Consider the following 26113-nt stretch of genomic DNA (forward strand, 5'->3'; position numbering starts at 1 on the left):
GGGCAATTCTCCATTGAAAATGGGGATTGCTCTGGTCGTCGCGCGAGCGACTACCTGCAACCGAACATACGGAAAAACCACGCTTTTTCCGTAGTGTGAGGGCAGCCTCAGCAGGGAAATCGGACACGATTTCCCTGCGAATCCGTTCTAAGTTTCCGGCGTTTCGTCCGGGAGCAGGTCAGGGAGGGCGGCAGCGGCTTCGGGCAGGGCGTCGCTGGTCTTGAGTATCTGCCAGATGCGCCGCTCGCTGAGGCCCTCCTGCCGGGCCAGATGGCGCACGGCGGCGCAGCCGGAAGCGCCGGCGGCGGTATGGCGGCTGAACTGCCGGACAAGATGGATGCGGCGCACGGCGGCCAGCAGGAAGCGGCAGCGCGGGACATAGATGACCGTTCCGCCGAAGGTGTCCATCAGGCGGCGCAGGCAGTCCGTGCCCAGCGTCTGCCGCAGGGGATGGTCCTCCGGCGGCAGGCGGCGGGGGATGCGCAGGGACTGGCCGCCGTAGTGACGCAGCAGCCGGGTAAAGGCCGTGCCGTCCTCGTCAAGGACGCGCAGGATGAGTCGGGCATTGGGGCTGAGGTGTCGCCGCAGGGCCTGCCATATCCCGGTGGCCGCGGTGTCGGTATAGGGAGGGGGGATGGGGGATGTCGCGGCGGGTCGCGTGGCGGCGGGACGAGCGGGCGGGGGCGGGACGGCGGCCGCCGCTGCAGGACGTTCCCGACGGCGGATGCCGGCACTGTGCGCAAGGACAGGCCGTTGCGCTCTTGCGGGAAGGCGATTAAGCGGCGAACCGCCGTCAGGCTGACGGGGATCCGCCGGATGGTCGCACCTACTGGACGACATGTCCGGCCTCCCACGCGGGACGCGGCGTCCCGGCAGCGGACGGAACGGCGGCGCAGGCCGGGGGCTGCGGCAGAGCGTTGCCGGACATGGCCAGACTGGCCAGCAGACGCAGGTGGCAGGCGGCCAGGGCCAGCAGGGGACGTTCGGCCGCGTGGCCACGGGCCAGGGCATCGAGGACATCGCTGACGGTTTCGAGGTGGTAGGGTAACTGGTGCATGGTGCCTCCCTGAAAGACCCGGAAAGCGGTCTGGTTGAAAAGTTTTCCTGTAACCGTAAAGGGCTCCGTTGCCGTGGGTGGGGGGATGTTGTCGCGCCCGAGGCAGGCAAGCCTTGCGCTACATGGCTTTCTTGGCTAGCATTTTCCAACAACAGATATTTGTTTATATGTTTTTCGAGAAAAGTTCAAAAGAAAAATTTATAACTTTTCTTTTGGATCTGAGCCAACGTGGCGTTCTTTCAGGCAAAGGAGGGGATATGACGATGCCATGCGCTACGCCGCCCGGACTGGGGGCCGCGTTTGCCGGGAGGCTGCGCCGCCGGCGCGAGGAACAGGGCCTGCGCAAGCAGGAGCTGGCCGCCCGTATCGGCGTGAGCCTGACGACCATACAGCAGTACGAGAACGGGCAGCTCCCCAAGGGGGAATTCGCCGTCCGTCTGGCGGCCGTCCTGCGTTGTTCGCTGGACTGGCTGCTGGCGGGGCGCGGCGGTCCCGACAGCGTGGCGGGCGGGGAAGAAGAGGATCTGGTCATGGTGCCGCTGGTGGAGGCGCGCCTTTCGGCGGGCAGCGGCAGTCTGGAGACCGGGAGCGAGGTGCTGCGGCATTATGCCTTCCGGCATGATTTCCTGCGCCGCAAGGGCAACCCGGCGCGTATGGTGCTGCTGCGGGTCTCGGGCGACAGCATGCAGCCGGACATCCGCCATAATGATGTGGTGCTCATCGACCAGAGCCAGCAGGAGCCCCGGCCGGGGCGCATCTATGCCGTGAGCGTGGAGGACATGATCTACCTGAAGATCGTCAATGCCATGCCGGGCAGGCTGATCCTGAGCAGCGCCAATCCGGCGTATGCGCCCATCGAGGCGGATACGCGCGACCAGCTCGGCGATCTGGTGCACATCATCGGGCGGGCCGTCTGGGTCGGCCGGGAGCTGGAATGACGAAGGGCGCTCCCTGACGGAAGCGCCCCGTAAAAAAGCAAAGCGATGTTTTCAGCGGCGGCTTGCCGTGCCGCCGTCGCAATGTTCGCTGCCGAGATTGCGGTTCCAGGCGCGTATGGCCGCTCCCTGGGAGACGGACCACTGCTGGGAGGTCTGCCCGCAGGAGCAGACGACGCGCCATACGTCATCCCGCCGTCCCGGCGGACGCATGGATTCCAGGTGGACATCGACACCGCCGCAGGCAAGGCAGGGACGTATGGTATGGGGATCCAGTTCTTTCATGCAGGGGACTGTATCAGCCGGGCGCGGGAGGGGCAAGCAAGAAATACCTTAATCAGCCGGAAATTTTTTATCTTTTTGCGTGCAAGAAAATTTCTTCGTCCTGACGCCTCGCTGACGGCGGTTGCGCTAGCTTGCCTGCATGAACACAAGGCGATACCGCCACAAAACAACATGGAGGCTTGATATGCGTCGTTTCCTTCCCGCTCTCGCTCTTGTTCTTGGTCTTTCCTCTCCCGCCTTTGCCGCGTATGATGGTCCGAGCAGCGGCTATGGCGGCTTCCAGGGGCCGACGTCCTCGGTGGGGGTCACCACCGTGGCCAAGGCGCTCAAGGCCTGGGACGATGCCCCGGTGGTGCTGACCGGCAACATCGTGCAGCGCATGGCCGGCAGCGACGACAAGTACGTGTTCCGGGACGGCACCGGTCAGATCGTCGTGGACATCGACCATGAGCTTTTCTGGGGCAAGACGGTGACGCCCGCCAATACCGTGCGCATTTCCGGCGATGTGGACAAGGACATGTTCGATCCCACCAAGATCGACGTCAAGTTCCTTGAAGTTCTGAAGTAGGATCCCAAACCAAGAAAGAGGTGGCCTGTATGAAATTCTTCCCCCTTCTCCTGCTGGCGATGTCGCTGAGCGTTCCCGCCTTTGCCGCGCAAGCGGACGGCACTCCGCCGAATCCGGCGGCCGCTCCGGGCTATCAGGGCCCGTCGGCTTCATACGGCGGTTTCCAGGGGCCCACCGGCGGAACGGACAATGATACCGTGGCCAAGGCGCTCAAGGCCTGGGACGAGTCCCCCGTGGTGCTGACCGGCAATATCGTGGAACGCCTGGCCGGCAGCGACGACAAATACATGTTCCGCGACGCCACCGGCCAGATCATCGTGGACATCGACCATGAGCTTTTCTGGGGCAAGACCGTGACGCCGGCCAATACCGTGCGCATCGCCGGAGAGGTGGACAAGGAGATGTTCGAGGCCACCAAGATTGACGTCAAGTTCCTGGAAGTCATAAAGTGACGCCCTCGGAAACCAGATCAAAAAGGAGTTTGTCATGAAGATTCTGCTTTCTTCCCTGCTGGTGCTGGCGCTGGCCGCTCCCGCCCTTGCTCAACCGGGCTTCCAGGGGCCGGGGGCCGGACAGGGGGGCGGTTTTCAGGGACCGACGGCGGGCATACAGGCCGATACCGTGGCCAAGGCGCTCAAATGCTGGGATGATGCGCCGGTCATCCTCACGGGCAACATCATGCAGCGCTATGCCGGCAGCGACGACAAGTATCTTTTCAGGGACGCCACCGGCGAGATCATCGTGGAGATCGACTTCGGCGTCTTTGCCGGCCGCACGGTCACCCCGGAGACCCGGGTGCGCCTTTCCGGCAAGATGGACAAGGACGGCATGATGGAGCCGGCCAAGGTGGACGTGAAGGTGCTGGAAATCCTCAAGTGACCTCCTGACGGCGGCAGGCCCGGCCTGCCGTTTCCCCCTGCCGCCGGCCGTCCGGCATGTGACGGCCGGCGGCTTCCCGCACGGGGAGGCCCCTCCGTCAGGGAGGCCTCCCGGCCGGTCCTGGCGGAACAGGGCCGGGATGATGCGGCGGGATAAGGTGGTTCCCGGCCCCGGGCCGTGGAGCGCCGAAGACCTTTCCAGCTTTTTACAGGAGCCCCCCATGCGAATCGCCATCTTCCTGCTTTTTCTCTGCCTGTGCGGGGCGACAAGCGTCATGTCCGCGGGTTTTGAGGGGCCGGGCGCGGGCCCGGCCGCCGGCGTGGTGACCCGGGCGGCCGATGTGGCCGACGCCTATGACGACGTGCCGTGCGTCCTCGAAGGTCACCTTGTGGAAAAACTGCCGCAGCGCAAGAACCGTTACGTCTTTCGGGACGAAAGCGGCAGCGTGGTGGTGGAGATAGAGGACGAGACCTTCGGGCATCTCACGGTGACGCCGCAGACGCGCATCCGCATCGTGGGACAGGTGGAATGGAGTTCCAAGCGCCCCAACGAGGTGGAGGTGGAAGGGCTGGCCATCCTGGACGAGGAGCCCCGGCCCTGACCGGGGGAGCGGCCGCCGCGCCGTCTTCCCCCGTTCCCGCGGACGCTGGCTGTTCGGCATGGCCCTCCTCTGGGGCAATGGCCGGCCGTCCGCCGGAAAAGATCTTTCCCTGTCATGACAGGACGGCGCCGCTGCCCTCTTCCCGCAAGGGGAAGGGGGGCGGTCATGCCGTGGGAGGCCCGCATGCCCGCACTGCTTCTGGTGGAAGATAACGAAGATATCCTTGCCATGCTCTATGCCTTCTTCGAGCCGCTGGGCTACGAGCTGGACTGCGCCCGCAACGGCCGGGCCGGTCTGGAACAGGCGCTGGCCGGCCGTTTCGACTGTCTGGTGCTGGATGTGATGCTGCCCGGCATGGACGGCATCACCCTGTGCCGAACCCTGCGGGAAAAGCACGACTGCCGCACGCCCATCATCATGCTGACGGCCCGGGACACCGTGCCTGACCGCGTGCTGGGACTGGAGTCCGGCGCGGACGACTACCTGATCAAACCCTTTGCGCTCAAGGAACTGGAAGCCCGCATCCGGGCGCTCATCCGCGCGCAGGGGCGCGGCATGCAGGGGGCGGGCGGCGGCAGCGGCGGCGAACTGCGCTACGCGGACGTGGTGGTGGACGTGGCCGGGCATCGCGTCACCCGGCAGGGGCGCGAACTGCGGGTCAGTCCCACGGGCTTTCGCATCCTCTGCGAACTCCTGCGGGTGGCCCCGGCGCTCCTGCCCCGCGAAGAGCTGGAGCAGACCCTCTGGGGAGACGACCCGCCGGGCGGCAGCGCCCTGCGCACCCACATTCACGAGCTCCGGCAGGTGCTGGACAAACCCTTTGATCGGCCCCTGCTCCAGACGGTGACCCATGTGGGCTACCGGCTGGGCGGCGGGGAGGACGCGTGAGGCCGCCGTCCTCCCGGCGGTTCGGCATCCGGCGGCGGCTGCTGCTCTCCTTCATCCTGCTCACCGTGGGCATGGGGAGCGTGATGATCGCCGTGGGGCTCTTCGCCTATGAACGGCTGGGTCGGCATATGCTGGAAGTCAATGCCCGCCCGGTCATGCGCTTGCTCATGGAGGCGGAGGAGCGTGCCTTCTACGCCGAGGACCACGGCCGGCGCGTGCTCTATTGGGGTTCCGATCTGGCCGAGAGCATGGATCTGGACTTCCTGGTGGGCAAGCAGGTGCCGCCGGCCTGGCAGGCGCTGACGGACGGCCTGCACCTGCTGGATAACGGAGCCGGTTTCGTCCTGCTGGCCACGCGGGAGAACCTGCGCTATTCGCTCAGCGGCAGCACGGGGGCCTTCCGTTCCCTGCGGGCCGAGACCATCCGCATCTTCCTGCTGTGCGTGGGGGTGAGCCTTGTGGCGGCCTCCCTGCTGGGCATCGTGCTCTCCCGCCGTCTCTCCGGCTCGCTGACGGAGCTGACGCATGCCGTGGAGCAGGGCGAACAGCCCGGCAGCCTGCCCGTCCTGCCGCAGGAGGCTCTCAATGACGAAGTGGGGGTGCTGGCCCGCGCCATCGCCGCCCGTGAGCGCGACCTCGTGCGCTACATGCAGCGCGAAAGCTTTTTTACCGGCGACGTGAGCCATGAGCTGCGCACGCCGCTCACCGTCCTGCAGGGCGGGCTGGAAGTGCTGGAGCTGCGCCTCGACAGGCTGGAGGGCGGCGAGGCGCTGATGCCGGTGCTGCAGCGTCTGCAGCGTACCGTGCTGGACATGAGCGACATGGTGCGCAGCCTGCTCATGCTGGCCCGCCGGCCGGAAGACATCGTGCCCGAGAGCCTCGACGTGGCGGCGCTGGTGCGCGAGCTGTGCGGCGGGGACGAGAACATCCGGCGGGAGGGCGCCGCGTCGGTCATGACCGTGGGGGATGAGGGGCTTGCCCGCATCATCTTCAAGAATTTGCTGGACAACGCGCGAAAATACGCCGAAGATGGCAAGGTTCTGGTGAGTGTGGAGGATGGCCTTTTCCGCATCCGCAACAAGGGCCATATCCCGGAACATCTGGACGTCTTCGCGAGAGGCGTCCGCGCACCGCATCCCGTCGGTGCGCCGACACCCGTGGGGAGCGGGCTGGGTCTGTCGCTGGCATTGCGCGCCTGCGAGCAGATGGGCTGGATTATCCGACAGGAAAACGTCGCTGACAGGGAAGCCGTCTTTACGGTGCGCTTTCCCAGTGAGCAGCCGGAGCACGCCATATGAAACTTCCCGCACGGGGCAGACTGATCCGCCTTGTCCTCATTTGCGCCGTCCTGCTGGCGGTGTATCGTCTCTTCTTCGCCTCCGGGCCGGGCGGCCCCCGCATGGCGGCCGATACGCCGCCCGTGCGCGTGGCCACGGCGCTGGCGCAGGACATGCCCTATTTCCTCAATGGTCTCGGCACGGTGGAGCCGTCCAGCGACGTGCTGGTCACCAGCCGGGTGGACGGGCAGCTCGTCAAACTGCATTTCACGGAAGGCCGCCGCGTGGCCGCGGGCGACCTGCTGGCCGAGATCGACCCCCGCCCCTTTGAAGCCGAACTGGCGCAGGCCAAGGGCAACCTGCTGCGCGATCAGGCCCAGCTCGCCAATGCGCGCAGCGACCTTGAACGCTACGCCAAGCTGGTGAAGAACGACTATGTGTCGGCCCAGCAGTACGAGACCCAGCGTGCGCTGGTGCGGCAGTACGAGGGCGTGGTGGCGGCGGACAAGGCCGCCGTGGAAGCCGCGGCCCTCCAGCTGACCTACAGCCGCATCACCGCGCCGGTGGGCGGCATCCTCGGCCTGAAAAAGGTGGACGAGGGCAATATGATCAAGAGCTCGGACAGCGAGGGCATCGTGCGCATCACCGAGACGCGGCCCTGTCATGTGCTGTTCACCCTGCCGGAGAACCGCGTGCCGCTGGTGCGCGAGGCCCTGCGCGCCGCGCGCAAGGGGGAGGCGGGTCGTCCCCTGGTGCAGGCCTGGGACCGGGAGCAAAAGGGGCTCATCGCCGTGGGCGAGCTGCTCTCCATGGACAATCAGATCGATTCCGCCACCGGCACGGTCAGGCTCAAGGCGCTCTTCCCCAATGACGGCGGCCTGCTGTACGCCCAGCAGTTCGTCAATGCCCGGGTCATGGTCAAGCTGCTCAAGGACGCCGTCACCGTGCCGGCTTCCGCCGTGCAGCTGGGCAGCCGCGGCTCCTACGTCTATGTGGTGGACGCGGACAACGTGGCCCGCGTGCGCGACGTGACGCCGGGCGTGAGCACCAATCAGCTCGCGGTCATCGACAAGGGGCTTGCGGCCGGTGAAGTGGTGGTGGTGGACGGGCTGGACCGTCTGCGTGACGGGACCACCGTCAACGTGGCCGCCCGTATGGAGACCCCCCGCGCCGAGCCGCTGCAGTAAGGGCGGGCGCATCCCGCTTCCTGCGTCTTTCCGCCGTTTCCCGTCCGCCCCCCCGTCCGCCGCGCCCGCCAGCGCGGCGCGGCGTCCGCGCAGGCGTCCTTCACTTCCCCGGACGGGACGCACCGACCCGAACCCCGTGATCAGCCATGAATCTTTCCCGTATTTTCATCCTCCGGCCCATAGCGACCTCGCTGCTCATGGCGGCGCTCCTGCTGTCGGGCCTGCTGGCCTACAGCTACCTGCCCATTTCGGCCCTGCCGCAGATCGACTATCCCACCATCCAGGTGCAGACCCTGTACCCCGGCGCGTCGCCGGACGTGACCTCCGCCGTGGTCACCGCCCCGCTGGAACGGCAGTTCGGCAGCATGTCGGGCCTTGTGCAGATGACGTCCCTCTCCTCGGCCGGCTCGTCGGTCATCACCTTGCAGTTCGACCTCTCCGTGCCGCTGGACGTGGCGGAGCAGGAAGTGCAGGCGGCCATCAATTCGGCGGACAACCTCCTGCCCTCGGACCTGCCCAATCCGCCGGTCTACAACAAGGTCAACCCTGCCGACCCGGCCATCATCACCCTGGCGGTCATGAGCGACGCCATGCCCATGACCCGGCTGGAAGACCTGGTGGACACCCGTCTGGCGCAGAAGATCTCCCAGGTCTCGGGCGTGGGACTGGTGACGCTCTCCGGCGGCGAACGGCCCGCCGTGCGCGTGCAGGTCAATCCCAAGGCGCTGGCCGCGGCGGGGATGACCCTTGCCGACATCCGCTCGGCCATCAATACGGCCAACGTCAACGGCGCCAAGGGCAGCTTTGACGGGCCGGAGCGCGCCAGCACCATCGACGCCAACGACCAGCTGGCCTCGGCGGAGGAGTACGCGCAGACCATCATCGGGTACAAGGACGGCGCGCCCCTGCGCCTCAAGGACGTGGCCGAGGTGGTGGAAGGCGCGGAGAACGCCCGGCTCTCGGCCTATGCCGCGGGCGACGGCCAGACCTTCCGGCAGGCCATCGTGCTCTCGGTGCAGCGGCAGCCCGGGGCCAACGTCATCAAGGTGGCGGACAGCGTGATCGAGCTGCTGCCGGAACTGCAGAAGACCCTGCCCGGCAATGTGGAAGTTCGTGTGGTGACCGACCGCACCACCACCATCCGCGCCACGGTGCATGACGTGCAGCTGGAGCTTTTGCTCTCCATCGCGCTGGTCATCTGGGTGATCTGGCTGTTCCTGCGCAACGCCTCGGCCACCATCATCCCGGCGCTGGCCGTGCCGCTCTCGCTGGTGGGTTCGCTGGGGGTCATGTACCTTGCGGGCTACTCCCTCAACAACCTGACCCTCATGGCGTTGGTCATCGCCACGGGCTTCGTGGTGGATGACGCCATCGTGGTCATCGAGAACATCTCCCGTTATCTGGAAATGGGCATGAAGCCCGTCCCGGCGGCCCTGCGCGGCGCGGGGCAGATCGGCTTCACCATCATCTCCCTGACGCTCTCGCTGGTGGCGGTGCTCATCCCTCTGCTCTTCATGGGCGATGTGGCCGGGCGGCTGTTCCGGGAATTCGCGGTCACGCTGGCCGTGACCATCCTCATCTCGGCGGGCATCTCCCTGAGCCTCACGCCCATGCTCTGCGCCACCATGCTGCATCCCCAGGCCATGCGGCACGAGAAGCAGCAGACGGAGAGCGGCTTCTTTGCCCGGCTGTTGCGCTGGTACGCCGGCAAACTGGACTGGGTGCTGGCCCATCAGGGCCTGACCCTGCTGGTGGCGCTGGGCACGCTGGTGCTGACGGTCTTCCTCTATATCGTGGTGCCCAAGGGTTTCTTCCCCACGCAGGACACGGGCGTCATCCAGGGCATAGCCGAAGCGCCGCAGGATTCGTCCTTCGCGGCCATGACCCGCCGCCAGAAGGAGCTTTCCGACCTCATCCTGGCCGATCCGGCCGTGGACAGCGTGGTTTTTCTGGTGGGGGTGGACGGCGTCAATCCCAGTCTGGGCACTTCCCGGCTGACGGTGAACCTCAAGCCGCTGTCCGACCGCGACGCCCGCGCGCCGGAGATCGCCCGCCGCATCATGGCCCGGGCCGACGCCCGGCCGGGCCTGAAGCTCTACATGCAGCCCGTGCAGGACCTGACCATCGAGGACAGGGTGTCCCGCACCCAGTACCAGTTCACGGTGGAAGCCCTGGACCGGGAGCAGCTCCAGGAATGGACGCCGAAGATCGTGGACGCTCTGGCCAAACTGCCGGAGCTCGACCATGTGACCAGCGATCTGCAGGGCTACGGCCGCGTGCTCTGGCTGGACATCGACCGGGACAGCGCGGGCCGCTACGGGCTCACCATGAGCGATATCGACAACGCCCTGTACGATGCGCTGGGCCAGCGGCTCATCTCCACCATCTTCACCCAGACCAATCAGTACAAGGTGGTGCTGGAGACGGCCCCGCGCTTCCGCAACGGGCCGGGCGCGCTGGAGAACATCTATGTGAAGAGTTCGGACGGGCAGCCTGTGCCGCTGAGCACGCTGGTCAGGATGGAGGAGCGCGCCGTGCGGCTCTCCATCGCCCGTCAGGGGCAGTTCCCCGTGGCCACCATTTCCTTCAACGTGGCCGAAGGCTCGTCCCTGAGCGCGGCGGTGGACGCCGTGCTGGCCGCCGAACGGGAGCTGGGCCTGCCCGCCTCCCTGCGTTGCCAGTTCCAGGGGGCGGCGCTGGCCTTCCAGTCCTCCACCACCAATCAGGTCTGGCTGGTGCTGGCGGCCATCATCACCATGTACATCGTGCTGGGCGTGCTCTATGAAAGCTATGTCCACCCGGTCACCATCCTTTCCACCCTGCCTTCGGCCGGGGTGGGCGCGCTGCTGGCGCTCATGCTGGGCGGCATGGAGCTGGGCGTGGTGGGCATCATCGGCATCATCCTGCTCATCGGCATCGTCAAGAAAAACGCCATCATGATGATCGACTTCGCGCTGGACGCCGAGCGCGGCGAGGGCAAGAGCCCGGAGGAAGCCATCCGGCAGGCCTGCCTGCTGCGCCTGCGGCCCATCCTCATGACCACCTTGGCGGCCCTGCTGGGCGCGCTGCCGCTCATGATCGGCTGGGGCATGGGCGCGGAGCTGCGGCGGCCCCTGGGGGTGACCATGGTGGGCGGCCTCATCTTCAGTCAGGTGCTGACTCTCTTCACCACGCCGATCATCTATCTCTGGTTCGACCGGCTGGCCATCCGTTTCCGCCGACGCCGTTCCGTCATGTTCGCTGAAGGAAGGGATGCGGAGGAACGGCCATGAAGCAGCCGGACTTCGACAGCGAAGGGGCGGCCCGGCGGCATCGTTTCGGGCCGGAGTTCCTGCCGGTCAATTTTTCCGCGCCCGTCATCCGGCGACCGGCGGCCACTGCGCTGCTGTCCCTGGCCATCGCGCTGGCGGGGATCATCGCCTTTCGCCTGCTGCCCGTGGCCCCGCTGCCGGAAGTGGACCTGCCCGTGGTGGTGGTGCGGGCCTCCATGCCCGGCGCGAGCCCGGAGACCATGGCCGCCACCGTGGCCACCCCGCTGGAGCGCGCCCTCGGCCGCATAGCCGGGGTGACGGAGATGACCTCCAGCAGCAGCCTCGGCTCCACCAGCGTCATCCTGCAATTCGATCTGGAGCGCGACGTCAACGGCGCGGCCCGCGACGTGCAGGCGGCCATCAACGCCGCGCGCTCGACCCTGCCGACCATGCCGTCCAATCCCACCTACCGCAAGGTGAACCCGTCGGGCGCGCCCATCATGATCCTTTCCGTGACCTCGGAGGTGCTGACCAGTTCCCAGCTCTACGACGCGGCTTCCACGGTGCTGGCCCAGAAGATCGCCCAGATCCCCGGCGTGGGGGAAGTGACGCTGGGCGGCGGCGCGTTGCCGGCCGTGCGCGTGCGCCTCATCCCCGATGCCCTGAGCCGGGCGGGCGTCAGCAGCGAGGACGTGCGGCGGGCCATCAGCGGGGCCAATGCCTACCTGCCCAAGGGCATGGTGGAGAGCGACGAGGCGTTCTGGCTGGTGGACGCCGCGGACCAGCTCTCCGATGTGGCCGATTACCGGCGGCTCATCGTGGCCCGCAAGGGGGATGCCGTCATTCGCCTCGGCGACGTGGCCACGGTGGAGATGAGCTCGCAGGACGTGCGCAACATGGCCCTTTCCAACGGCAGGCAGGCCATCCTGCTCATGGTCTTCCGTTCCACCGGGGCCAACATCATCGAGACCGTGGACAGGGTGAAGTCCATGCTGCCGCAACTGCGGGCCTGGCTGCCGGAAAGCGCGGACCTGACCGTGCGCATGGACCGCTCCATCACCATCCGCGCCTCGCTGGCCGAGGTGGAGAAGAGCCTGCTGCTCTCCGTGGCCCTGGTGGTGCTGGTGGTCTTCCTCTTCCTGCGCAACGGCCGGGCCACGGCCATCCCCGCGGTGGCGGCCCCGGTGTCGCTCATCGGCACCTTCGGGGTCATGTACCTTTGCGGCTACACGCTGGACAATCTTTCGCTCATGGCGCTCACCGTGGCCACGGGCTTCGTGGTGGACGACGCCATCGTGGTGCTGGAGAACATCGTCCGCCGCATGGAGCTGGGAGAGACGCCGCTCCGGGCCGCGCTGCGCGGCGCGCGGGAGGTGGGCTTCACGGTCATCTCCATCTCGCTCTCGCTGGTGGCGGTCTTCATCCCCATCCTCTTCATGGGCGGCATCGTGGGGCGGCTGTTCCGGGAATTCTCCGTGGTGCTGGCCACGGCGGTGCTCGTTTCCATGGTGGTCTCCCTGACCACCACGCCCATGATGTGCGCCCGCTATCTGCGTCCCTACGAGGAAGAGCTTTCCCGCCGCAGCGGACGGCTTGGCGGGCGGCCGGGCGGCATCGTCTCCCGCCTGTTCACGCGTCTCGGGCTGTGGTGGGGCGGCCTGCTGGGCGGCATGCAGCGCGGCTACGAACGCAGCCTGGCCGTGGTGCTGCGGCATCCGCGCCTGACCATGCTGTCGCTCCTGCTGGTCATGGCGGGCAACGTCTGGCTGTACATGGTCGTGCCCAAGGGCTTTTTCCCCACGCAGGACACGGGCGTGATCATGGGCGGCATGCGCGCCGACCAGAGCGCGTCCTTCCAGAGCCTGCAGGAGAAGATGCCGCGCCTCATGCGGATCATCCAGGAAGACCCGGCCGTGGAGCAGGTCTCCGGGCATATGTCCGGCTCGCGCGGGGGCGGGGGCGTGTTCATCGCCCTGAAGCCGCTGGAGGAGCGGGGCATCTCCGCCATGCAGGTCATCGGCCGCCTGCGGGGCAAGCTTTCCTCCGAGCCGGGCATGCAGATCTTTCTCCAGCCCGCGCAGGACCTGCGCATGGGCGGCCGCAGTTCGCGCTCGCAATATCAGTACACCCTGCAGGCCGACGACCTGGACGCCCTGCGGTCCTGGGGACGGAAGCTGCAGGAGGCCTTCGCGACCATCCCCATCCTCAAGGATGTGGACAGCGACATCGAGGAGCGGGGCCTGCAGACCCTGCTCAGCGTGGATCGCGACATGCTGGCGCGCCTGGGCCTGAGCATGGATGACGTGGACAACGCCCTGAACAACGCCTTCGGCCAGCGGCAGGTCTCCACCATCTACAAGGACAAGAACCAGTACCGCGTGGTGCTGGAGTTCCTGCCCGACTGGCTGGAAGGGCAGGAGGCCCTGCAAAAGGTCTACCTGCCGGGACGGGACGGCCTTGTGCCGCTCTTGAGCGTGGCCGAGGTGGGGCCGGGTTTCGCGCCGCTCTCGGTGGCGCATCAGGGGCAGTTCGCGGCGGTGACGCTCTCCTTCAACCTGGCCGAAGGCGCGTCGCTCTCGCAGGCGCAGGAGGCCATCGACCGCGTGCGGGTGAGCATCGGCATGCCCTCCACCATCGTGGGCAGCTTCCAGGGCACGGCCAAGCTCTTCAAGGAGACCATACGCAATCAGATCGTGCTGATCTTCGCGGCGCTGGTGGCCCTCTACATCGTGCTGGGCGTGCTGTACGAAAGCCTCATCCATCCCATCACCATCCTCTCCACCCTGCCGTCGGCCGGCGGCGGCGCGCTGCTGGCGCTCATGGCCGTGGGCATGGAGTTCAGCGTCATCGCGCTCATCGGCGTGCTGCTGCTCTGCGGCATCGTCAAGAAAAACGCCATCATGATGATCGACTTTGCGCTGGATGCCGCGCGCACCCGCAAGCTGCCGCCGCAGGAGGCCATTTACGAGGCCTGCCGTCTGCGTTTCCGGCCCATCATGATGACGACCATGGCCGCGGCCCTGGGGGCCGTGCCGCTGGCGCTGGGGCAGGGCGACGGGGCGGAGATCCGCCAGCCGCTGGGCATCACCATCGTGGGCGGGCTCATGGTGAGTCAGGTGCTGACGCTCTATACGACGCCGGTGGTCTACCTTTGTCTGGACAGGCTGCGCCTGCGCCTGCGGCGGCGCTGGTGGCGGCTGCGCTACGGCTCGGCCCGGGCGGCCCGGCTGGCCGTCCTGTCCCGGCGCGCCTGACGCCCCCGGACGGATCGGCTTGTCTTGCGGGAAAAAATGGCTAATACTGCAAATTTAACGTAGAGGTCGTGCTGGGCGGCGAGATGTCACCGCAAACGCGCAGGTTGCCGGCAGCGCCTTTGCGCGACCGCCCTCGGTCGGCGGGCTTGGAAGGCTGGCCGGCGGGGCACGGCTGGACGATGACGCGATGTTCCCGGAATGCGGGAGAGGAGAGCATGTCTCCTTACCCGATGAGTATTGCAGGTGTCCCCGTTGGATGAAATCCGTTAGGTTAGTCGCGCGCGAGATGAAGCGTTTTTGATCAGCCGGCATCCCCGGAACCGGTCGCTTTTTTGTCACTGGCGCCTCAGCCCGTACGGACGGGGAGTGCCGCCGCGCAGCCGTGATGCGGGCGTTCCCCGGCGCACGCGACGTCGCTGTCCGTTCGCCGCACATCCTTCACTTGCCGCTTGTCAGAAGATAGGGGATCCGGCGGACGTTCTTCGGTGGGATCCGAAGAGAAAAGCGCGGCCGGCCGCTGCCGGGAAGATCTCCGTCCCCGGCTCGCTGGAGAGGGACGGGGAGGCGTACGACCTTGACACCGGCGTACGGTCTGAAACGTTTCCGCCGTTCACCGGCAGGCTGGGCCCGACAAGGCCGCGCACGCGGATACGCGGTCGGCGCGGAAAGCATCCGCGTCGGAGTCGGCACTAACGCCGTCCGGCTCGAAGTGAGCGGAAAAACGCGTTTTTTCGCGAGACGACGGGTGATATGGTTTGAAACCCAAAGCGTTTCAAACTGAAAATGCGCTAGAGCAATTCCACATTGAAAATGTGGCTTGATCGAGTAGTCGCAAGTGCGACTGCTCGCAACCGAACACACGGAAAAACCCCGCTTTTCCCGTAGTGTGAGGCAGCGTCAGCAGGGAAATTGGACACAATTTCCCTGCGAATCCGCTCTAAGATAAAGCAGGCAAAAAAGCGAGCCCCGGCACGGGCAGCCCCGAATACCGATATGCAAGAGCGTCTTCGAGTCCTGATCTTCATTCTGGCCTACAATGCGGAAAAAACCATCGCCAGCGTGCTTGACCGCATCCCGCGCGAGCTGGAGCAGCGGTATGATGTGCGGGTGCTGGTCATCGACGACTGCAGCCGCGACGCCACCTGGCAGCGCGCCCGGGAGCATCTGCAATCCTTCTGGTGCCCGGGGGAAGCCCTGCGCAATCCCGTGAACCAGGGCTACGGCGGCAATCAGAAAGTCGGTTACCGCTACGCGGCGGAACATGGTTTTGACGTGGTGGCCATGGTGCACGGCGACGGGCAGTACGCGCCGGAATGCCTGCCGCAGCTGCTGGAGCCCTTTACCCGCCGGAACGAGCGGGTGGACGCGGTCTTTGGTTCGCGCATGCTGCACAAGCGGGATGCGCTCAAGGGGGGCATGCCCTACTACAAGTTCGTGGGCAACATGGTGCTGACCAGCCTGCAGAACCGTCTGCTCGGCACGCACCTCTCGGAATTCCACACAGGATACCGCGTCTATCGGGTGAGCATGCTGGCGGGCCTGCCTCTGGAGCTGGATACCAACGACTTCGATTTCGATACGGAGATCATCATGCAGGTGGTCTTTTCCGGCGGCAACATCGTGGAGCTGCCCATCCCCACCCATTACGGGGACGAAGTCTGCCATGTGAACGGCCTGCGTTACGCCTGGGACGTCATGCTGACCAGCCTCAAGGGACGGCTCATCCGCATGGGCCTGTTCTATGACCCCAAGTTCTTCTTTCCCCAGACGGAAGTGGCCCGCAAGGTGAGCACCTTCTCCTTCCCGTCCACCGGCAGGGCCGTGGCCGAAAGCATCCGGCCCGGCAGCCTCGTGCTCGATTTGGGCTGCTCGGACATGGAACTGGCGGCGCATCTGCGCGAGCGCAAGGGGTGCACCGTCATCAGCTGTCCGGATTCCGTGGATCTGGACAAGGAACTGCCCGACGTGCCGTGGGAGAAGCTGGACTATGTGGTGGCGCTGGACGTGCTGGAACAGCGCGACTCCGCCGAAGATTTTCTGGCCAGGCTGCGCGAGCGCCTGACGGACAACACCGGGGCCATCCTCATTGCGGGCAGCGCCAACGTGGGTTTCTTCATCACGCGGCTCATGCTGCTCTTCGGCCAATTCAACTACGGGCGGCGGGGCATCCTGGCCCTGTCCCACAAGCGTCTGTTCACCATCGCCTCGCTGGCCCGGCTCATGCGCTATGCCGGATTCCGCGTCGTCCGCAAGCGGATCATGGCGGCGCCGTATCCGCGAGCCATAGGCAATAACCTGCTCTCCCGGGGGCTCATGTCCGTAAACCGTCTGCTGGCCAGGCTCATGCCGGGCCTGTTCGCCTATCAGGTGCTGCTGGAAGCGCGGCATACGCCCAGTACGGAAAGCGTGCTGCGCCGGGCGCAGCGCTGACGGAGCGGACAGTGCGAAACGTGCGACTGCCCCGGCTGCCACGAACGGCCCGTCTCCGCGTTGCTTCCCCGCCCGTCCCCGCCGCTTCGGCGGCAACGTCCGCAAAGGCGGACAGGGGGCGAGCGCATGGCTAGCCCCGGCATGCCGGCGGCGCTTTTTTCCCGCCGCGGCCTCTTCTTTCTCCTGCAGGCGGCCATCAGTCTGGGCGCGCTGGCCTACGCCCTGGCGGGGGTGGATCTGCCGCTGCTCTGGCAGGCGTTGCGCGGCTACGCGCCCTGGGCCGTGGGGCTTTCCCTGGGCGCGTTGGCGCTGGATTATGCCTGCATGGGGCTGCGTCTGCACACGCTGCTGTCCGCGGGCACGCGCTATGCCCTGAGCCTCAAGGCCGTGCTGCTCTGCGTGGGCTATAACAACATCCTGCCCGCCAAGGCCGGCGACGCCATGAAGGTCGTCTTCCTGACCCGCAAGACCGGGATGTCCCTGCTCGACGTCAGTTCCATCATCCTCTGGGAACGGCTGCTGGATGTCCTGTCCCTGCTGTGCGTGGCCCTGCTGGCCTATACGCTGCTCGGCACAGGGCAGCGTCTGCTGCTGCCGGTGCTGCTCGTGCTGGGGGGCGGCGGCCTGTTCTTCTGCCTCCGCTGCTGGTCGGCCTGGTTCCATGCCGCCTATGCCCGCTTCTTCCCGGGCCGCATGGCGACGCTCTGCAGCCGCCTGCATGAACAGATCATCGACAAGATATCGCTTCCCCGGGTGCTGCGAGGCTTTGTCCTCTCGCTGGGCACCTGGAGCTGCTACTTTGCCAGTTTCGTCATTTCGCTTCGTCTGGTGGCCGGATTGCCTCTCGACGGGGTACAGATGCTCACGGTCTTTGCCGTGACCTGTCTGGGCATGGCCATCCCTTCCTCACCGGGCGGCCTGGGCGTTTTCGAGGGCGCCATGGTGCTCAGTCTTTCCTGGTTCGGCGTGGAGCAAAGCGCCGCCCTGGGCATCGCGCTGTATACCCATGCCCTGCATTTTCTCCCCGCCGCGCTGGCCGCGCTCCTGCTCAACGGCAGCCGTGGTTTCTGGAAGGCGGCGGATCAGCCGGAAAGTTCCCGGAGGATAGATGGACAAGGCGACACGATTTGATCTGGCGGCGGTGCTGGGCATGCTGCTCTTTGCCGTGCTCCTGCACTACGGCAGGATGGGCGCTTCCGTCGACGGCGTATGGCTCTCCACCGATTCGGCCATGTACGCTTCCATCGCCGCCGCCTACGGGCATCCAGAAAAATTCGCGCAGGATTTCGTCTACGGCGTGGAAAGCCAGTACCTTACCCATGTGACGCCGCTGGTGCAGCTCGTGGACTGGCTGGCGTCGGATGACGGAAATTACGGCATCGCCTACCTGCAAGTGACCGGCCTGAGCGTCTTTCTGCACTATTTCGCCTTCTATCTGCTGGGCATCCTCTTTTTCCGGGACCGCTGGAAAGCACTCATCTTCACCATCCTCATGGGACTGTGCTACTGGACGCCCTGGGGCACCTACTGGGGAGCGGGCTACGTCGATTATACGCCGCGCAGCCTGTTCAATGCCCTGTATGCCTTCTTTCTCTGCGTCTACTTCGCGCTCCTGGACAAGCCGCGCTGGTGGCCGCTCTTCATGGCCGCGCTGGGCGGGCTCGTCTATGTACACTCCATCAGCGCGCTGCCGGTGGCGGCGGGCCTGTGGCTGGGCTTTGCCTTCAGCCGTCCGCAGGGGACGCCCCTGTCCCGCCATCTGCTGCGGCTGCTGGCGACGGGCTGCTGCTTCCTCGCCGTCATGACGCCCTATGCCCTGACCTATACGCACGCCTCGGGCGTCAGGCTCGGCCCGGAAGACGTGGCTTTCATGGATCACATTCTGCGCACGCGTTTCGATATCGAATACGCCGAATATCTTTACGGCATGGGCAAGTTCCTGCGGCAGTATACCCTGCTGCCGGTCATCCCGCTCGCTCTGTGGGGCACCTGGATGATCTTTCGTCATGGCACGCCGCGTGAACGGCTGTTCGGCAAGCATATCTGGCTCTGGATCGCGGGCGTCTATGTGGTCATCCTGCTTTTCGTGCTGGATCAGGAGATCAGCCGGGCCCTGGGCCGCATGCACATGGAGTTCGACCTTGTGCGTGTGCACCGTTTCCTGCCGTTTTTTGCCATCTGCCTCATTTTTCTGGGTGCCAACATCCTGCTGCGCCGGGTGGGCATGCAGCGGGAGCGCCCGCTCTGGCAGCGGACGGCGGCCTGCCTCGTCTGCCTGGGGCTGGTCATCGGCTTTTTCTGCGGCGGCCAGCAGGATATGGCGCGCAGCGCCCTGGCCTGGTACTGGAACCGGCTTGATGCGGATCGCTACGAAGCGGCATACGGGCCGCTGCTTCGGCGGGCGGAAATGATCAGCGCCCTCGGCACGCATACCCGGCCCGGAGAAAGCATCTTCTTCCCCGGTGAGGATCAGGCCATCCGCTACAATGCCCTGCGCCCCCTCACCTACGGCTGGAAAGACGCCTGTCTGCTGTATTACGCCAAGGGGCTTGGCCCGCTGCATCAGTGGGAACGCATCGAAGCCGGACTCAAGAGCTCGCCGTCAGCCTACATCGAGGAAGGACTTTCCACGAACCCGGATTATCTGCTGAGCGAACGCCCGCAGGACCGCGCACGTCTGGAAGCGGAGGTGGGCCCCGTCGTCTGGGAGAATGCCCGCTACCTGCTCGTCAGGAACGCCCACAAAAAATGATGATGTGATTATTGGGGATATAGAGGTTGTTGCGAGGGGGAGAGGGGAACCGTTTTGAAAAACGGTTCCCCTCTCCCCCTCGCGCTCCCCCTCTCCCTTCCCCAAACTTTTACCGGGGTCCATGACGGACGACGTGACTCGCCAAGCTGACGCGTGGCCGACACGTCCCCCGGCGATACGAAAAAGCACAAACCGGACAGAGAAAAACCGTCCGGCCTGTGTTTTTGTACAGAGTTTGGCTGGCTTGCGGTCAGGCGACGCCTTCCCATGCCGTGACGTCCGACGTCTGGACAAATAAAGTTTTTTGGAGGGGAGGGGTTCGGGGAGGGGGACCTTTTGTCCACAAAAGGTCCCCCTCCCCGAAAAGAGACTCAACGAAACATCATGCCTTGTGGAGCATGATATCGAGGATGACCTTGTCGGCTTCTTTCATGCCGGTGGAGCCGAGGCGGCCGAGGTTGGCGATGCAGGATTCGATGTCGTCGTCCACGATGCCTTCGTTGCCGGGGACGACGGTACCGTCGAGGGCGAGCAGCACGGCCTGGATACCGGCGCTGACGGCGGTGGCGACCTTGAGGGCGCAACTGCTTTTGGCGCCGTCGCAGATCATGCCGGCCACGTTGCCGACCATGTTGCGGATGGTGCGTTCCATGTCCGGCAGGCCGCCGCCCATGAGCAGGGCCATGCCGCAGGCGGCGGCGGTGGCGGCCACCATGGCCCCGCAGTGGGCGGAGAGGCGGCCGAGGTGGTGCTTGATGTGGATGGAGGTCAGGTGACTGACGATGAGGGCGCGGGTCAGCTGTTCGTCGTCGCAGCCCTGGCGGATGGCGCAGGCCACCACCGGCATGGTGCAGGTGATGCCCTGATTGCCGCTGCCGGAATTGCTCATGACCGGCATCATGACGCCGGCCATGCGGGCGTCGGCCGCGGCGGCGGTGAGCTTGATGGCGAAGGTGGGCAGATCGTCGGCCAGCACATGCCGGCGGATCTGGGCATCCACCATCTTGCCCACGCCGAGGCCGTATTGGGTGCGCAGGCCTTCCTCGGCCACCTGACGGTTCATGCGGGCGGCGTCCAGGATGAAGCTGATCTCCTCGAGCGGCGCGGTACGGGCAAACTCGTCGATGCGGGCCATGCTCAGGGGCCAGACGGTCGTCCCTTCTTCCTGCCGGGCGGGCGTGGCCGCCGTGTCGCTGACGAGCACGCCGTCCTGCCAGACACGGGTGATGTTGTCGTGGCTGTCGCGCAGTTCGGCGGCGGCGGTGCGGCCATCGGCCGAGGCGGTCACGAGACAGTAGAGCAGATCCTCATTGTCCGGCAGATGGAGGACGACGGCCTCGCCGGCGGCCATGTCGCGGGCGGCGGCCGCGGTAGCGGCGTCCAGATCGCGCAGGCATTCCAGCCCGAGGGCGCTTTTGCCGCCCAGCGCCCCGGCGGCGGCGGCCACGGCAAGGCCCATCTCTCCGGTAGCGGGCACCATAACGCCCATGCCGTTCTTGAGCAGATTGGCGCTCACCGCCACATCCAGCGACTGGGGACGGCAGCCGAGGGCTTCGGCGGCGCGGGCCGCGCAGAGCGCCACGGCAATGGGCTCCGTGCAGCCCAGCGCGGGCACCACTTCCTTGTGCAGCAGGCCGATGATGGCCTTGCGATCTTCAGGGGCCAGACTCATGCCTGCTCCGATGCGCCGTTTTGCAACGGGCCGAGCTCGCCGTTACGATTGAACATGCCTTCCAGCATGAGGGTCAGCGCGCCGTCGCCGGTGACGTTGCAGGCGGTGCCGAAGCTGTCCTGCAGGGCGAAGATGGCGATGAGCAGGGCCACGCCGTTCTGGTCAAAGCCCAGCACGCCGGTCACGATGCCCAGCGAGGCCACCACCGTACCGCCGGGCACGCCGGGCGCGCCCACGGCAAAGATGCCCAGCAGCACGCAGAACAGCAGCATCACGCCCACGCTGGGCAGGCTGCCGTAGAGCATGAGATGCAGGGTCATGCAGAAGAAGGTCTCCGTGAGCACGGAACCGCAGAGATGGACGGTCGCGCCCAGCGGGACCATGAATTCCACCATGTTGCGGCTCAGCACGCGGGACTTGCGGGCGCATTCCAGAGCCACGGGCAGAGTGGCCGCGCTGGACATGGTGCCCACGGCGGTGAGGTAGGCGGGCGTATAGTGGCGGCAGACCTCAAAGGGATTGCGGCCGGAGAGGATGCCGCCGATGCCGTAGAGCAGGGCCAGCCAGATGAAGTGCCCCACGATGACGATGAGCACCATGGAGACGAAGACCGGCAGATGCAGGCTGAGGGAACCTTCATAGGCGAGGCCGAGGAAGGAGAGGCCCACGAAGAAGGGCAGGATGGGGATCATGATGCGCACCACCAGCGCGCTCATGACGCGTTCCAGCTCGCTGAAAAGACGGCTCAGGGTCTCGGACCTGGTCCAGGCGATGGCCACGCCGAACAGCAACGCCAGCACCAGCGCGCTCATGACGCTGAACAGCGGCGGGATGTCCAGACGGAAGACCATTTCCGGCAGCTTGCGCAGGGTTTCCGTCTCCTTGGCCACGGAAAGATGCGGGATGATGGCGTAGCCGGAGATGGTGGAAAAGAGCGCCGCCCCCAGCGACGAGGCATAGGCCAGCGCCACGGCGGTGAAGAGGATCTTGCTGGCGTTCTGGCCGAGGCGCACGATGGCCGGCGTGATGAAGCCGACGATGACCAGCGGCACGAGGAAGAAGATGATCTGTCCGAAAATGTGCCGCAACGACACGACCACGTCCATGACATGGTTGAGCGAACTGTCGGCATTATTGCCGATGTACGTGCCGACGAGCGCACCGATGACGATGCCGGCCAGCAGTTTGAGGATCAGGGAGAAGTCCCCCGCCTTGGCAGCCATACTGCACCTCCCAAAATAAAGTTCCGGCCCGCGAGAGTACGAGCCGGAACCTGTATAGCGCACAGCGCCGGGGCACGCAACGCGGCGGCCCCCCTGGAGCATTACGCTCTATTCGAGGATATAGCGCATGGGATTGACCGGTACGCCGTTGAGGATGACCTCATAGTGCAGGTGCGGGCCGGTGGTGCGGCCGGTCATGCCGATGTAGCCGATGACCTCGCCGCGCTTGACGTACTGGCCGGGCTGCACGACGAAGCGCTGCATGTGGGCGTACTTGGTGACGATGCCGCCGCCGTGGTTGATCTCCACACAGAGGCCATAGGCCCCGTCATGTCCGGCCTTGAGCACGGTCCCCTGCGCGGTGGCCATGATGGGCGTGCCCGTGCGGTTGGAGATGTCCAGCCCCTTGTGGAATTGCCGCCTGCCGCCGCCGAAGGGGGCGGAGCGCGCGCCGAAACCCGAGGTCACGAAGCCCACCACCGGCCAGATGGTCGGCATGGTGGAGAGGGCGTCGCGGTTGTCGCGCAGGGCATGGAGCAGATCCTGCTGGCGCACCTCTTCCAGCCGCACGGCGTCGGAGAGGGAATCGAGAAAGTCCTGCATCTTGCGGGCCGCCAGTTCCTGCCGGTGCATGGGCAGGTAGGAATGGGCGAAACTGCCCACCTGATCGTCCCCCACCTCGGCGGGGTCCTGCTCCATGTTCATCATGATGCGCAGCTTGCTGTCGAAATTGCGTACCCGCTGCAGATCCTGCGTCACCTCGCCCAGCTTGCCGCCAAGCAGGGAAAGCTGCCGGCGCTGATCCTCCAGACGCCGTTCGGTATTGGTGAGGGATTCCTCAAGATGCCGGTTCTGCAGCCATTCCCGCCACAACCACACGTTGCAGCCCACCAGCGCCAGCACGATGATGCAGGAGACGAAGCCGAACCAGCCCCGCAGCCGCACATTGCGGCTGCCGCTGCGCCCTTCGCGGAAGATGACGATATGGTACTTGCCGAGGAGCATACCTTCTGCTTCTAAGCCGCCATGCGGGCCGCTGTCAACGCACGCTTCCGCCGCGGGCCCTGTCGCCGGGAGCGGAAGCGTCCTGCGCCGCGTCGCGCGTCAGGGCATCGTTGCGGTGCTTGTCCAGCTGCCAGCGGGTGAGCGCGTTGCCGATGCAGCGGCGCGAATCCTTGGCCACGGCGTAGAGATGCTCCAGCGTGGCGCTCATGTCGCTGCGGGCCGAATGCCCCGCCGAGGGGCAGACGTTGGCCCAGATGGGCAGTTCCCATTGCTGGGCGGCCTTGCGGATGTACTTCTTTTCCACGAGCAGCAGCGGACGGATGAGCCGCAGCTTGCCGCCGAAAAAGGGTTCGTTCATGCTCATGCCGTCCACACGGCCGTTGCGGCAGAGGTTGAGGAAGAAGGTCTCCACGAGATCGTCGGCATTGTGGCCCAGCGCCAGATGGGTCAGGCGGTAGCGGGCGCAGAGCTCGAACAGCCGCTTGCGGCGCAGCCAGGCGCAACGGAAGCAGGGAGAACGGCGCTGGTTCTCCTCCGAATGCGCGTGCGGGCCGTAGTCCGTCACTTCCAGATGGGAGGCGATGCCGTGCCGTGCGAGCCAGGGCAGGAGCGCGGCGTGGCTTTGCGGATCGAAGCCCGGATTGAGATGTATGGCCATGAGCTCGAAGCGGAAGGGGACGATGCCCTGCCGGATGTGCAGGCTCTTCAGCAGCACGAAGCTGTCCACGCCGCCGGAGACGGCCACTCCCACCCGGCAGCCCGGCCAGAGCATGCCCGCCTGTTGCATGGCCTTGCCCGCGCCCTTGACGCAGACCTCCTGGGCATAGGATCGTTTTTCGCGCATGGTTCCCCTTGCCTGCGGGCGGTTCCCGCAGGGCGGCATGTCGCATGAAGGCCCGCCCCGCGTCAAGAGGCGAAGCGCCTGCCGCAAGGAGCGGATCGCCCGGCGCGCCGCCACACGGCGGGAAGGCCATCTTCCCTTGACAGAAGAGGGGGAGACACATAAGATTGTGCGTTACAACAAATTTGAGCCTTGCCGCCGCGTCCGTTCCCGGGCACGGCTCTTTTCGTCCCTGCCCCGGACGGGAACGGCCCGGCAAGGCGGGTGAGGCCCTGTCGGAGCCGTCCTGCGACAGCCCCGCGCCAACCAAGAAGGAGGACGCATGGCCCGTATTACTGTGGAAGATTGTCAGGAACGCGTGGACAACCGCTTTCTGCTGGTGCAGATGGCCATCAAGCGCGTGCGCCAGTACCGCGAAGGTTACGAGGCGCTGGTGGACAGCCGCAACAAGGAAGTGGTGACCGCCCTGCGCGAGATCGCCGCCGGCAAGGTCATGCCCGAGGACATGAGCCTGTACACGCCGCTGCCTGAAGGTCAAGAGGCCCCCAACAGCGAAGGCTAGTCATGGCGCAACGCGATTATTACGAAGTGCTGGGCGTGGCCCGCGACGCTTCGGAAGACGAGATAAAAAAGGCCTACCGCAAGCTCGCCATGCAGTATCACCCGGACCGCAACCCCGGGGATGCCGAAGCCGAACGCAAGTTCAAGGAAGCCGCGGAAGCCTACGACGTGCTGCGCGATGCCGACAGGCGCGCCCGCTATGACCGCTTCGGCCATGCCGGCCTCCAGGGCGGCGCGGGCGGTTTTGGCAGTACGGACGACATCTTCGCCCATTTCAGCGATATTTTCGGCGATCTGTTCGGCTTTGGCGGCGGCACGGGCCGCAGCGGCCCCCGGGCCATGGCCGGGGCCGACCTGCGCTACAATCTGGAGATCAGCTTCGAGCAGGCGGCCACCGGCGCGGAGATCCCCCTCAAGCTGCCCCGTCATGAGCCATGTCCCGAATGCCAGGGCAGCGGCGCCGCGCCCGGCACCAAACCGGAGACCTGCCGCCAGTGCAACGGTACGGGGCAGGTCCGCCGCACGCAGGGCTTTTTCCAACTGGCCATGCCCTGCCCCGCCTGCCACGGCACGGGCCAGGTCATCGCCACGCCCTGCCCCCGCTGCAAGGGAGACGGCGTGGTGGAGAACGTGCGGGAGATCGTGGTGCGCATCCCGGCCGGGGTGGACACGGGCACGCGCCTGCGCGTGCGCGGCGAAGGGGAAGCCGGCGTGCACGGCGGCCCGCCCGGCGACCTCTATGTGGTGCTGCATGTGGCCCCGAGCAAGCATTATGACCGTCAGGGGCAGGATCTCATCTATGAGTGCTCCATCAGCTTCGTGCAGGCCGCGCTGGGCCATCGCGTCGAAGTGCCGGGCCTCAACGGCCCCTTGCCGCTGGAGATCCCCAAGGGCATCCAGAGCGGCACGCCCCTGCGCCTCAAGGGCGAAGGCATGCCCTATCCCGGCCGCAGCCAGCGCGGGGATCTGCTGGTGGTGGTCAAGGTGCTGACGCCCACCAAGCTTTCCGAACGGCAGGAGGAACTGCTGCGCGAGTTCGAATCCCTGGGCGAGGAAAGCCTGCTCGACAAGGCCAAGAAAGTCGGCAAGAAGATCGGCAAGAAGATCGGGCTCGACTAGAGCGTTTTATCAAAAACAAACGCGAGGCGGCGGCACAGCGCCGCCCGGCCCAAAGTGAGCGGAAAAACCGCGTTTTTTCCGCGAAACGCCAGGCCGTATGGTGTGAAACGCAACGCGCTTCACATTGGAAATGCTCTCGGACACGTACGATACATGATCGCAGACGACAGGGGGGACGCACAGCGTCCCCCTGTTTTTGTCCTGCCGCGCAAGGCCGCCTCCGCCAGGACGCACCCCCTCCCCACGCTTCCCTGCCCCCGCGTCCGCCGTGCGACGGCCTTTCGTCCCCTGACCCGGAGAATGTTCCGCAGTGCTTGCACCCCTGTCC

At 66.0% G+C, this 26113-nt stretch carries 22 protein-coding genes; 15 read left to right on the forward strand and 7 right to left on the reverse strand.

What is annotated here, in order from left to right; genetic code table 11:
• Positions 1-147: 147 nt before the first annotated feature.
• Positions 148-840 carry a Mor transcription activator family protein gene (locus tag Q0K12_RS07170; RefSeq protein ID WP_297261474.1) on the reverse strand — a complete coding sequence of 231 codons (693 nt, stop codon included), beginning with the start codon at positions 838-840 and terminating at the stop codon, positions 148-150.
• Positions 827-1057 carry a hypothetical protein gene (locus Q0K12_RS07175; RefSeq protein WP_297261476.1) on the reverse strand — a complete coding sequence of 77 codons (231 nt, stop codon included), beginning with the start codon at positions 1055-1057 and terminating at the stop codon, positions 827-829. Before Q0K12_RS07175 ends, Q0K12_RS07170 begins: the two co-directional genes overlap by 14 nt.
• A 257-nt stretch (positions 1058-1314) precedes the next feature.
• On the opposite strand from Q0K12_RS07175, the gene Q0K12_RS07180 reads away from it, so the two are divergent.
• Complete coding sequence (locus Q0K12_RS07180; protein ID WP_297261478.1) at positions 1315-1995, forward strand: helix-turn-helix transcriptional regulator; 681 nt, start codon at positions 1315-1317, stop codon at positions 1993-1995.
• 51 nt (positions 1996-2046) lie between these two features.
• Here the strand turns inward: Q0K12_RS07180 and Q0K12_RS07185 are convergent, their stop codons facing one another.
• The gene (locus tag Q0K12_RS07185) at positions 2047-2277 is read right to left on the reverse strand and encodes a hypothetical protein (protein ID WP_296304945.1); all 231 of its coding nucleotides are present in this window, start codon (positions 2275-2277) and stop codon (positions 2047-2049) included.
• Between the two features lie 184 nt (positions 2278-2461).
• On the opposite strand from Q0K12_RS07185, the gene Q0K12_RS07190 reads away from it, so the two are divergent.
• From Q0K12_RS07190 to Q0K12_RS07245, 12 genes are all read left to right on the forward strand, one after another.
• A complete protein-coding gene (locus Q0K12_RS07190; protein WP_297261480.1) occupies positions 2462-2845 on the forward strand; it encodes a NirD/YgiW/YdeI family stress tolerance protein in 384 nt (127 codons plus the stop codon).
• A 29-nt stretch (positions 2846-2874) separates the two neighbouring features.
• Positions 2875-3297, forward strand: a complete 423-nt coding sequence (locus Q0K12_RS07195) for a NirD/YgiW/YdeI family stress tolerance protein (protein WP_297261482.1) — start codon at positions 2875-2877, stop codon at positions 3295-3297.
• 34 nt (positions 3298-3331) lie between these two features.
• A complete protein-coding gene (locus tag Q0K12_RS07200) occupies positions 3332-3724 on the forward strand; it encodes a NirD/YgiW/YdeI family stress tolerance protein (protein WP_297261484.1) in 393 nt (130 codons plus the stop codon).
• Positions 3725-3944: 220 nt separating this feature from the next.
• Entirely contained in the window at positions 3945-4325 is a 381-nt protein-coding gene (locus Q0K12_RS07205) for a NirD/YgiW/YdeI family stress tolerance protein (RefSeq protein ID WP_297261486.1), read from the forward strand.
• A 183-nt stretch (positions 4326-4508) separates the two neighbouring features.
• A complete protein-coding gene (locus Q0K12_RS07210) occupies positions 4509-5213 on the forward strand; it encodes a response regulator transcription factor (protein WP_297261488.1) in 705 nt (234 codons plus the stop codon).
• Positions 5210-6511 carry a HAMP domain-containing sensor histidine kinase gene (locus Q0K12_RS07215; RefSeq protein ID WP_297261490.1) on the forward strand — a complete coding sequence of 434 codons (1302 nt, stop codon included), beginning with the start codon at positions 5210-5212 and terminating at the stop codon, positions 6509-6511. Before Q0K12_RS07210 ends, Q0K12_RS07215 begins: the two co-directional genes overlap by 4 nt.
• Positions 6508-7677, forward strand: a complete 1170-nt coding sequence (locus Q0K12_RS07220; RefSeq protein ID WP_297261492.1) for an MdtA/MuxA family multidrug efflux RND transporter periplasmic adaptor subunit — start codon at positions 6508-6510, stop codon at positions 7675-7677. The genes Q0K12_RS07215 and Q0K12_RS07220 overlap by 4 nt, the downstream gene beginning before the upstream one ends.
• A gap of 146 nt (positions 7678-7823) precedes the next feature.
• On the forward strand, positions 7824-10949 hold the full coding sequence (locus Q0K12_RS07225) for an MdtB/MuxB family multidrug efflux RND transporter permease subunit (RefSeq protein WP_297261494.1): 3126 nt from the start codon (positions 7824-7826) through the stop codon (positions 10947-10949).
• Positions 10946-14182, forward strand: a complete 3237-nt coding sequence (locus tag Q0K12_RS07230) for an efflux RND transporter permease subunit (protein ID WP_297261496.1) — start codon at positions 10946-10948, stop codon at positions 14180-14182. Before Q0K12_RS07225 ends, Q0K12_RS07230 begins: the two co-directional genes overlap by 4 nt.
• A 993-nt stretch (positions 14183-15175) precedes the next feature.
• Entirely contained in the window at positions 15176-16612 is a 1437-nt protein-coding gene (locus tag Q0K12_RS07235; RefSeq protein ID WP_297261498.1) for a glycosyltransferase, read from the forward strand.
• A gap of 126 nt (positions 16613-16738) precedes the next feature.
• The gene (locus Q0K12_RS07240) at positions 16739-17743 is read left to right on the forward strand and encodes a lysylphosphatidylglycerol synthase transmembrane domain-containing protein (RefSeq protein WP_297261500.1); all 1005 of its coding nucleotides are present in this window, start codon (positions 16739-16741) and stop codon (positions 17741-17743) included.
• Positions 17721-19364, forward strand: a complete 1644-nt coding sequence (locus tag Q0K12_RS07245) for a hypothetical protein (RefSeq protein WP_297261502.1) — start codon at positions 17721-17723, stop codon at positions 19362-19364. The genes Q0K12_RS07240 and Q0K12_RS07245 overlap by 23 nt, the downstream gene beginning before the upstream one ends.
• A 382-nt stretch (positions 19365-19746) precedes the next feature.
• On the opposite strand, the gene Q0K12_RS07250 is transcribed toward Q0K12_RS07245, so the two are convergent.
• The 4 genes from Q0K12_RS07250 to Q0K12_RS07265 all read right to left on the reverse strand — a co-directional run bounded on the left by Q0K12_RS07250 (position 19747) and on the right by Q0K12_RS07265 (position 24108).
• On the reverse strand, positions 19747-21036 hold the full coding sequence (locus Q0K12_RS07250) for an L-serine ammonia-lyase, iron-sulfur-dependent, subunit alpha (RefSeq protein ID WP_297261504.1): 1290 nt from the start codon (positions 21034-21036) through the stop codon (positions 19747-19749).
• A complete protein-coding gene (locus Q0K12_RS07255; RefSeq protein ID WP_297261506.1) occupies positions 21033-22259 on the reverse strand; it encodes a dicarboxylate/amino acid:cation symporter in 1227 nt (408 codons plus the stop codon). The genes Q0K12_RS07250 and Q0K12_RS07255 overlap by 4 nt, the downstream gene beginning before the upstream one ends.
• A 108-nt stretch (positions 22260-22367) precedes the next feature.
• Positions 22368-23264: a M23 family metallopeptidase gene (locus Q0K12_RS07260; protein WP_297261508.1), complete on the reverse strand. Its 897-nt coding sequence runs from the start codon at positions 23262-23264 to the stop codon at positions 22368-22370.
• 34 nt (positions 23265-23298) lie between these two features.
• Positions 23299-24108, reverse strand: coding sequence for a tRNA 2-thiocytidine biosynthesis TtcA family protein (locus Q0K12_RS07265; RefSeq protein WP_297261510.1), 810 nt, complete (start codon positions 24106-24108; stop codon positions 23299-23301).
• Between the two features lie 319 nt (positions 24109-24427).
• Between Q0K12_RS07265 and rpoZ the strand changes: the two genes are divergently transcribed.
• Positions 24428-24667, forward strand: coding sequence for a DNA-directed RNA polymerase subunit omega (gene rpoZ / locus Q0K12_RS07270; RefSeq protein ID WP_296304060.1), 240 nt, complete (start codon positions 24428-24430; stop codon positions 24665-24667).
• A gap of 2 nt (positions 24668-24669) precedes the next feature.
• On the forward strand, positions 24670-25785 hold the full coding sequence (dnaJ, locus tag Q0K12_RS07275; protein ID WP_297261512.1) for a molecular chaperone DnaJ: 1116 nt from the start codon (positions 24670-24672) through the stop codon (positions 25783-25785).
• Positions 25786-26113: the final 328 nt, after the last annotated feature.

The sequence above is a fragment of the uncultured Desulfovibrio sp. genome (genome assembly GCF_944324525.1).
Lineage (GTDB): Bacteria > Desulfobacterota > Desulfovibrionia > Desulfovibrionales > Desulfovibrionaceae > Desulfovibrio.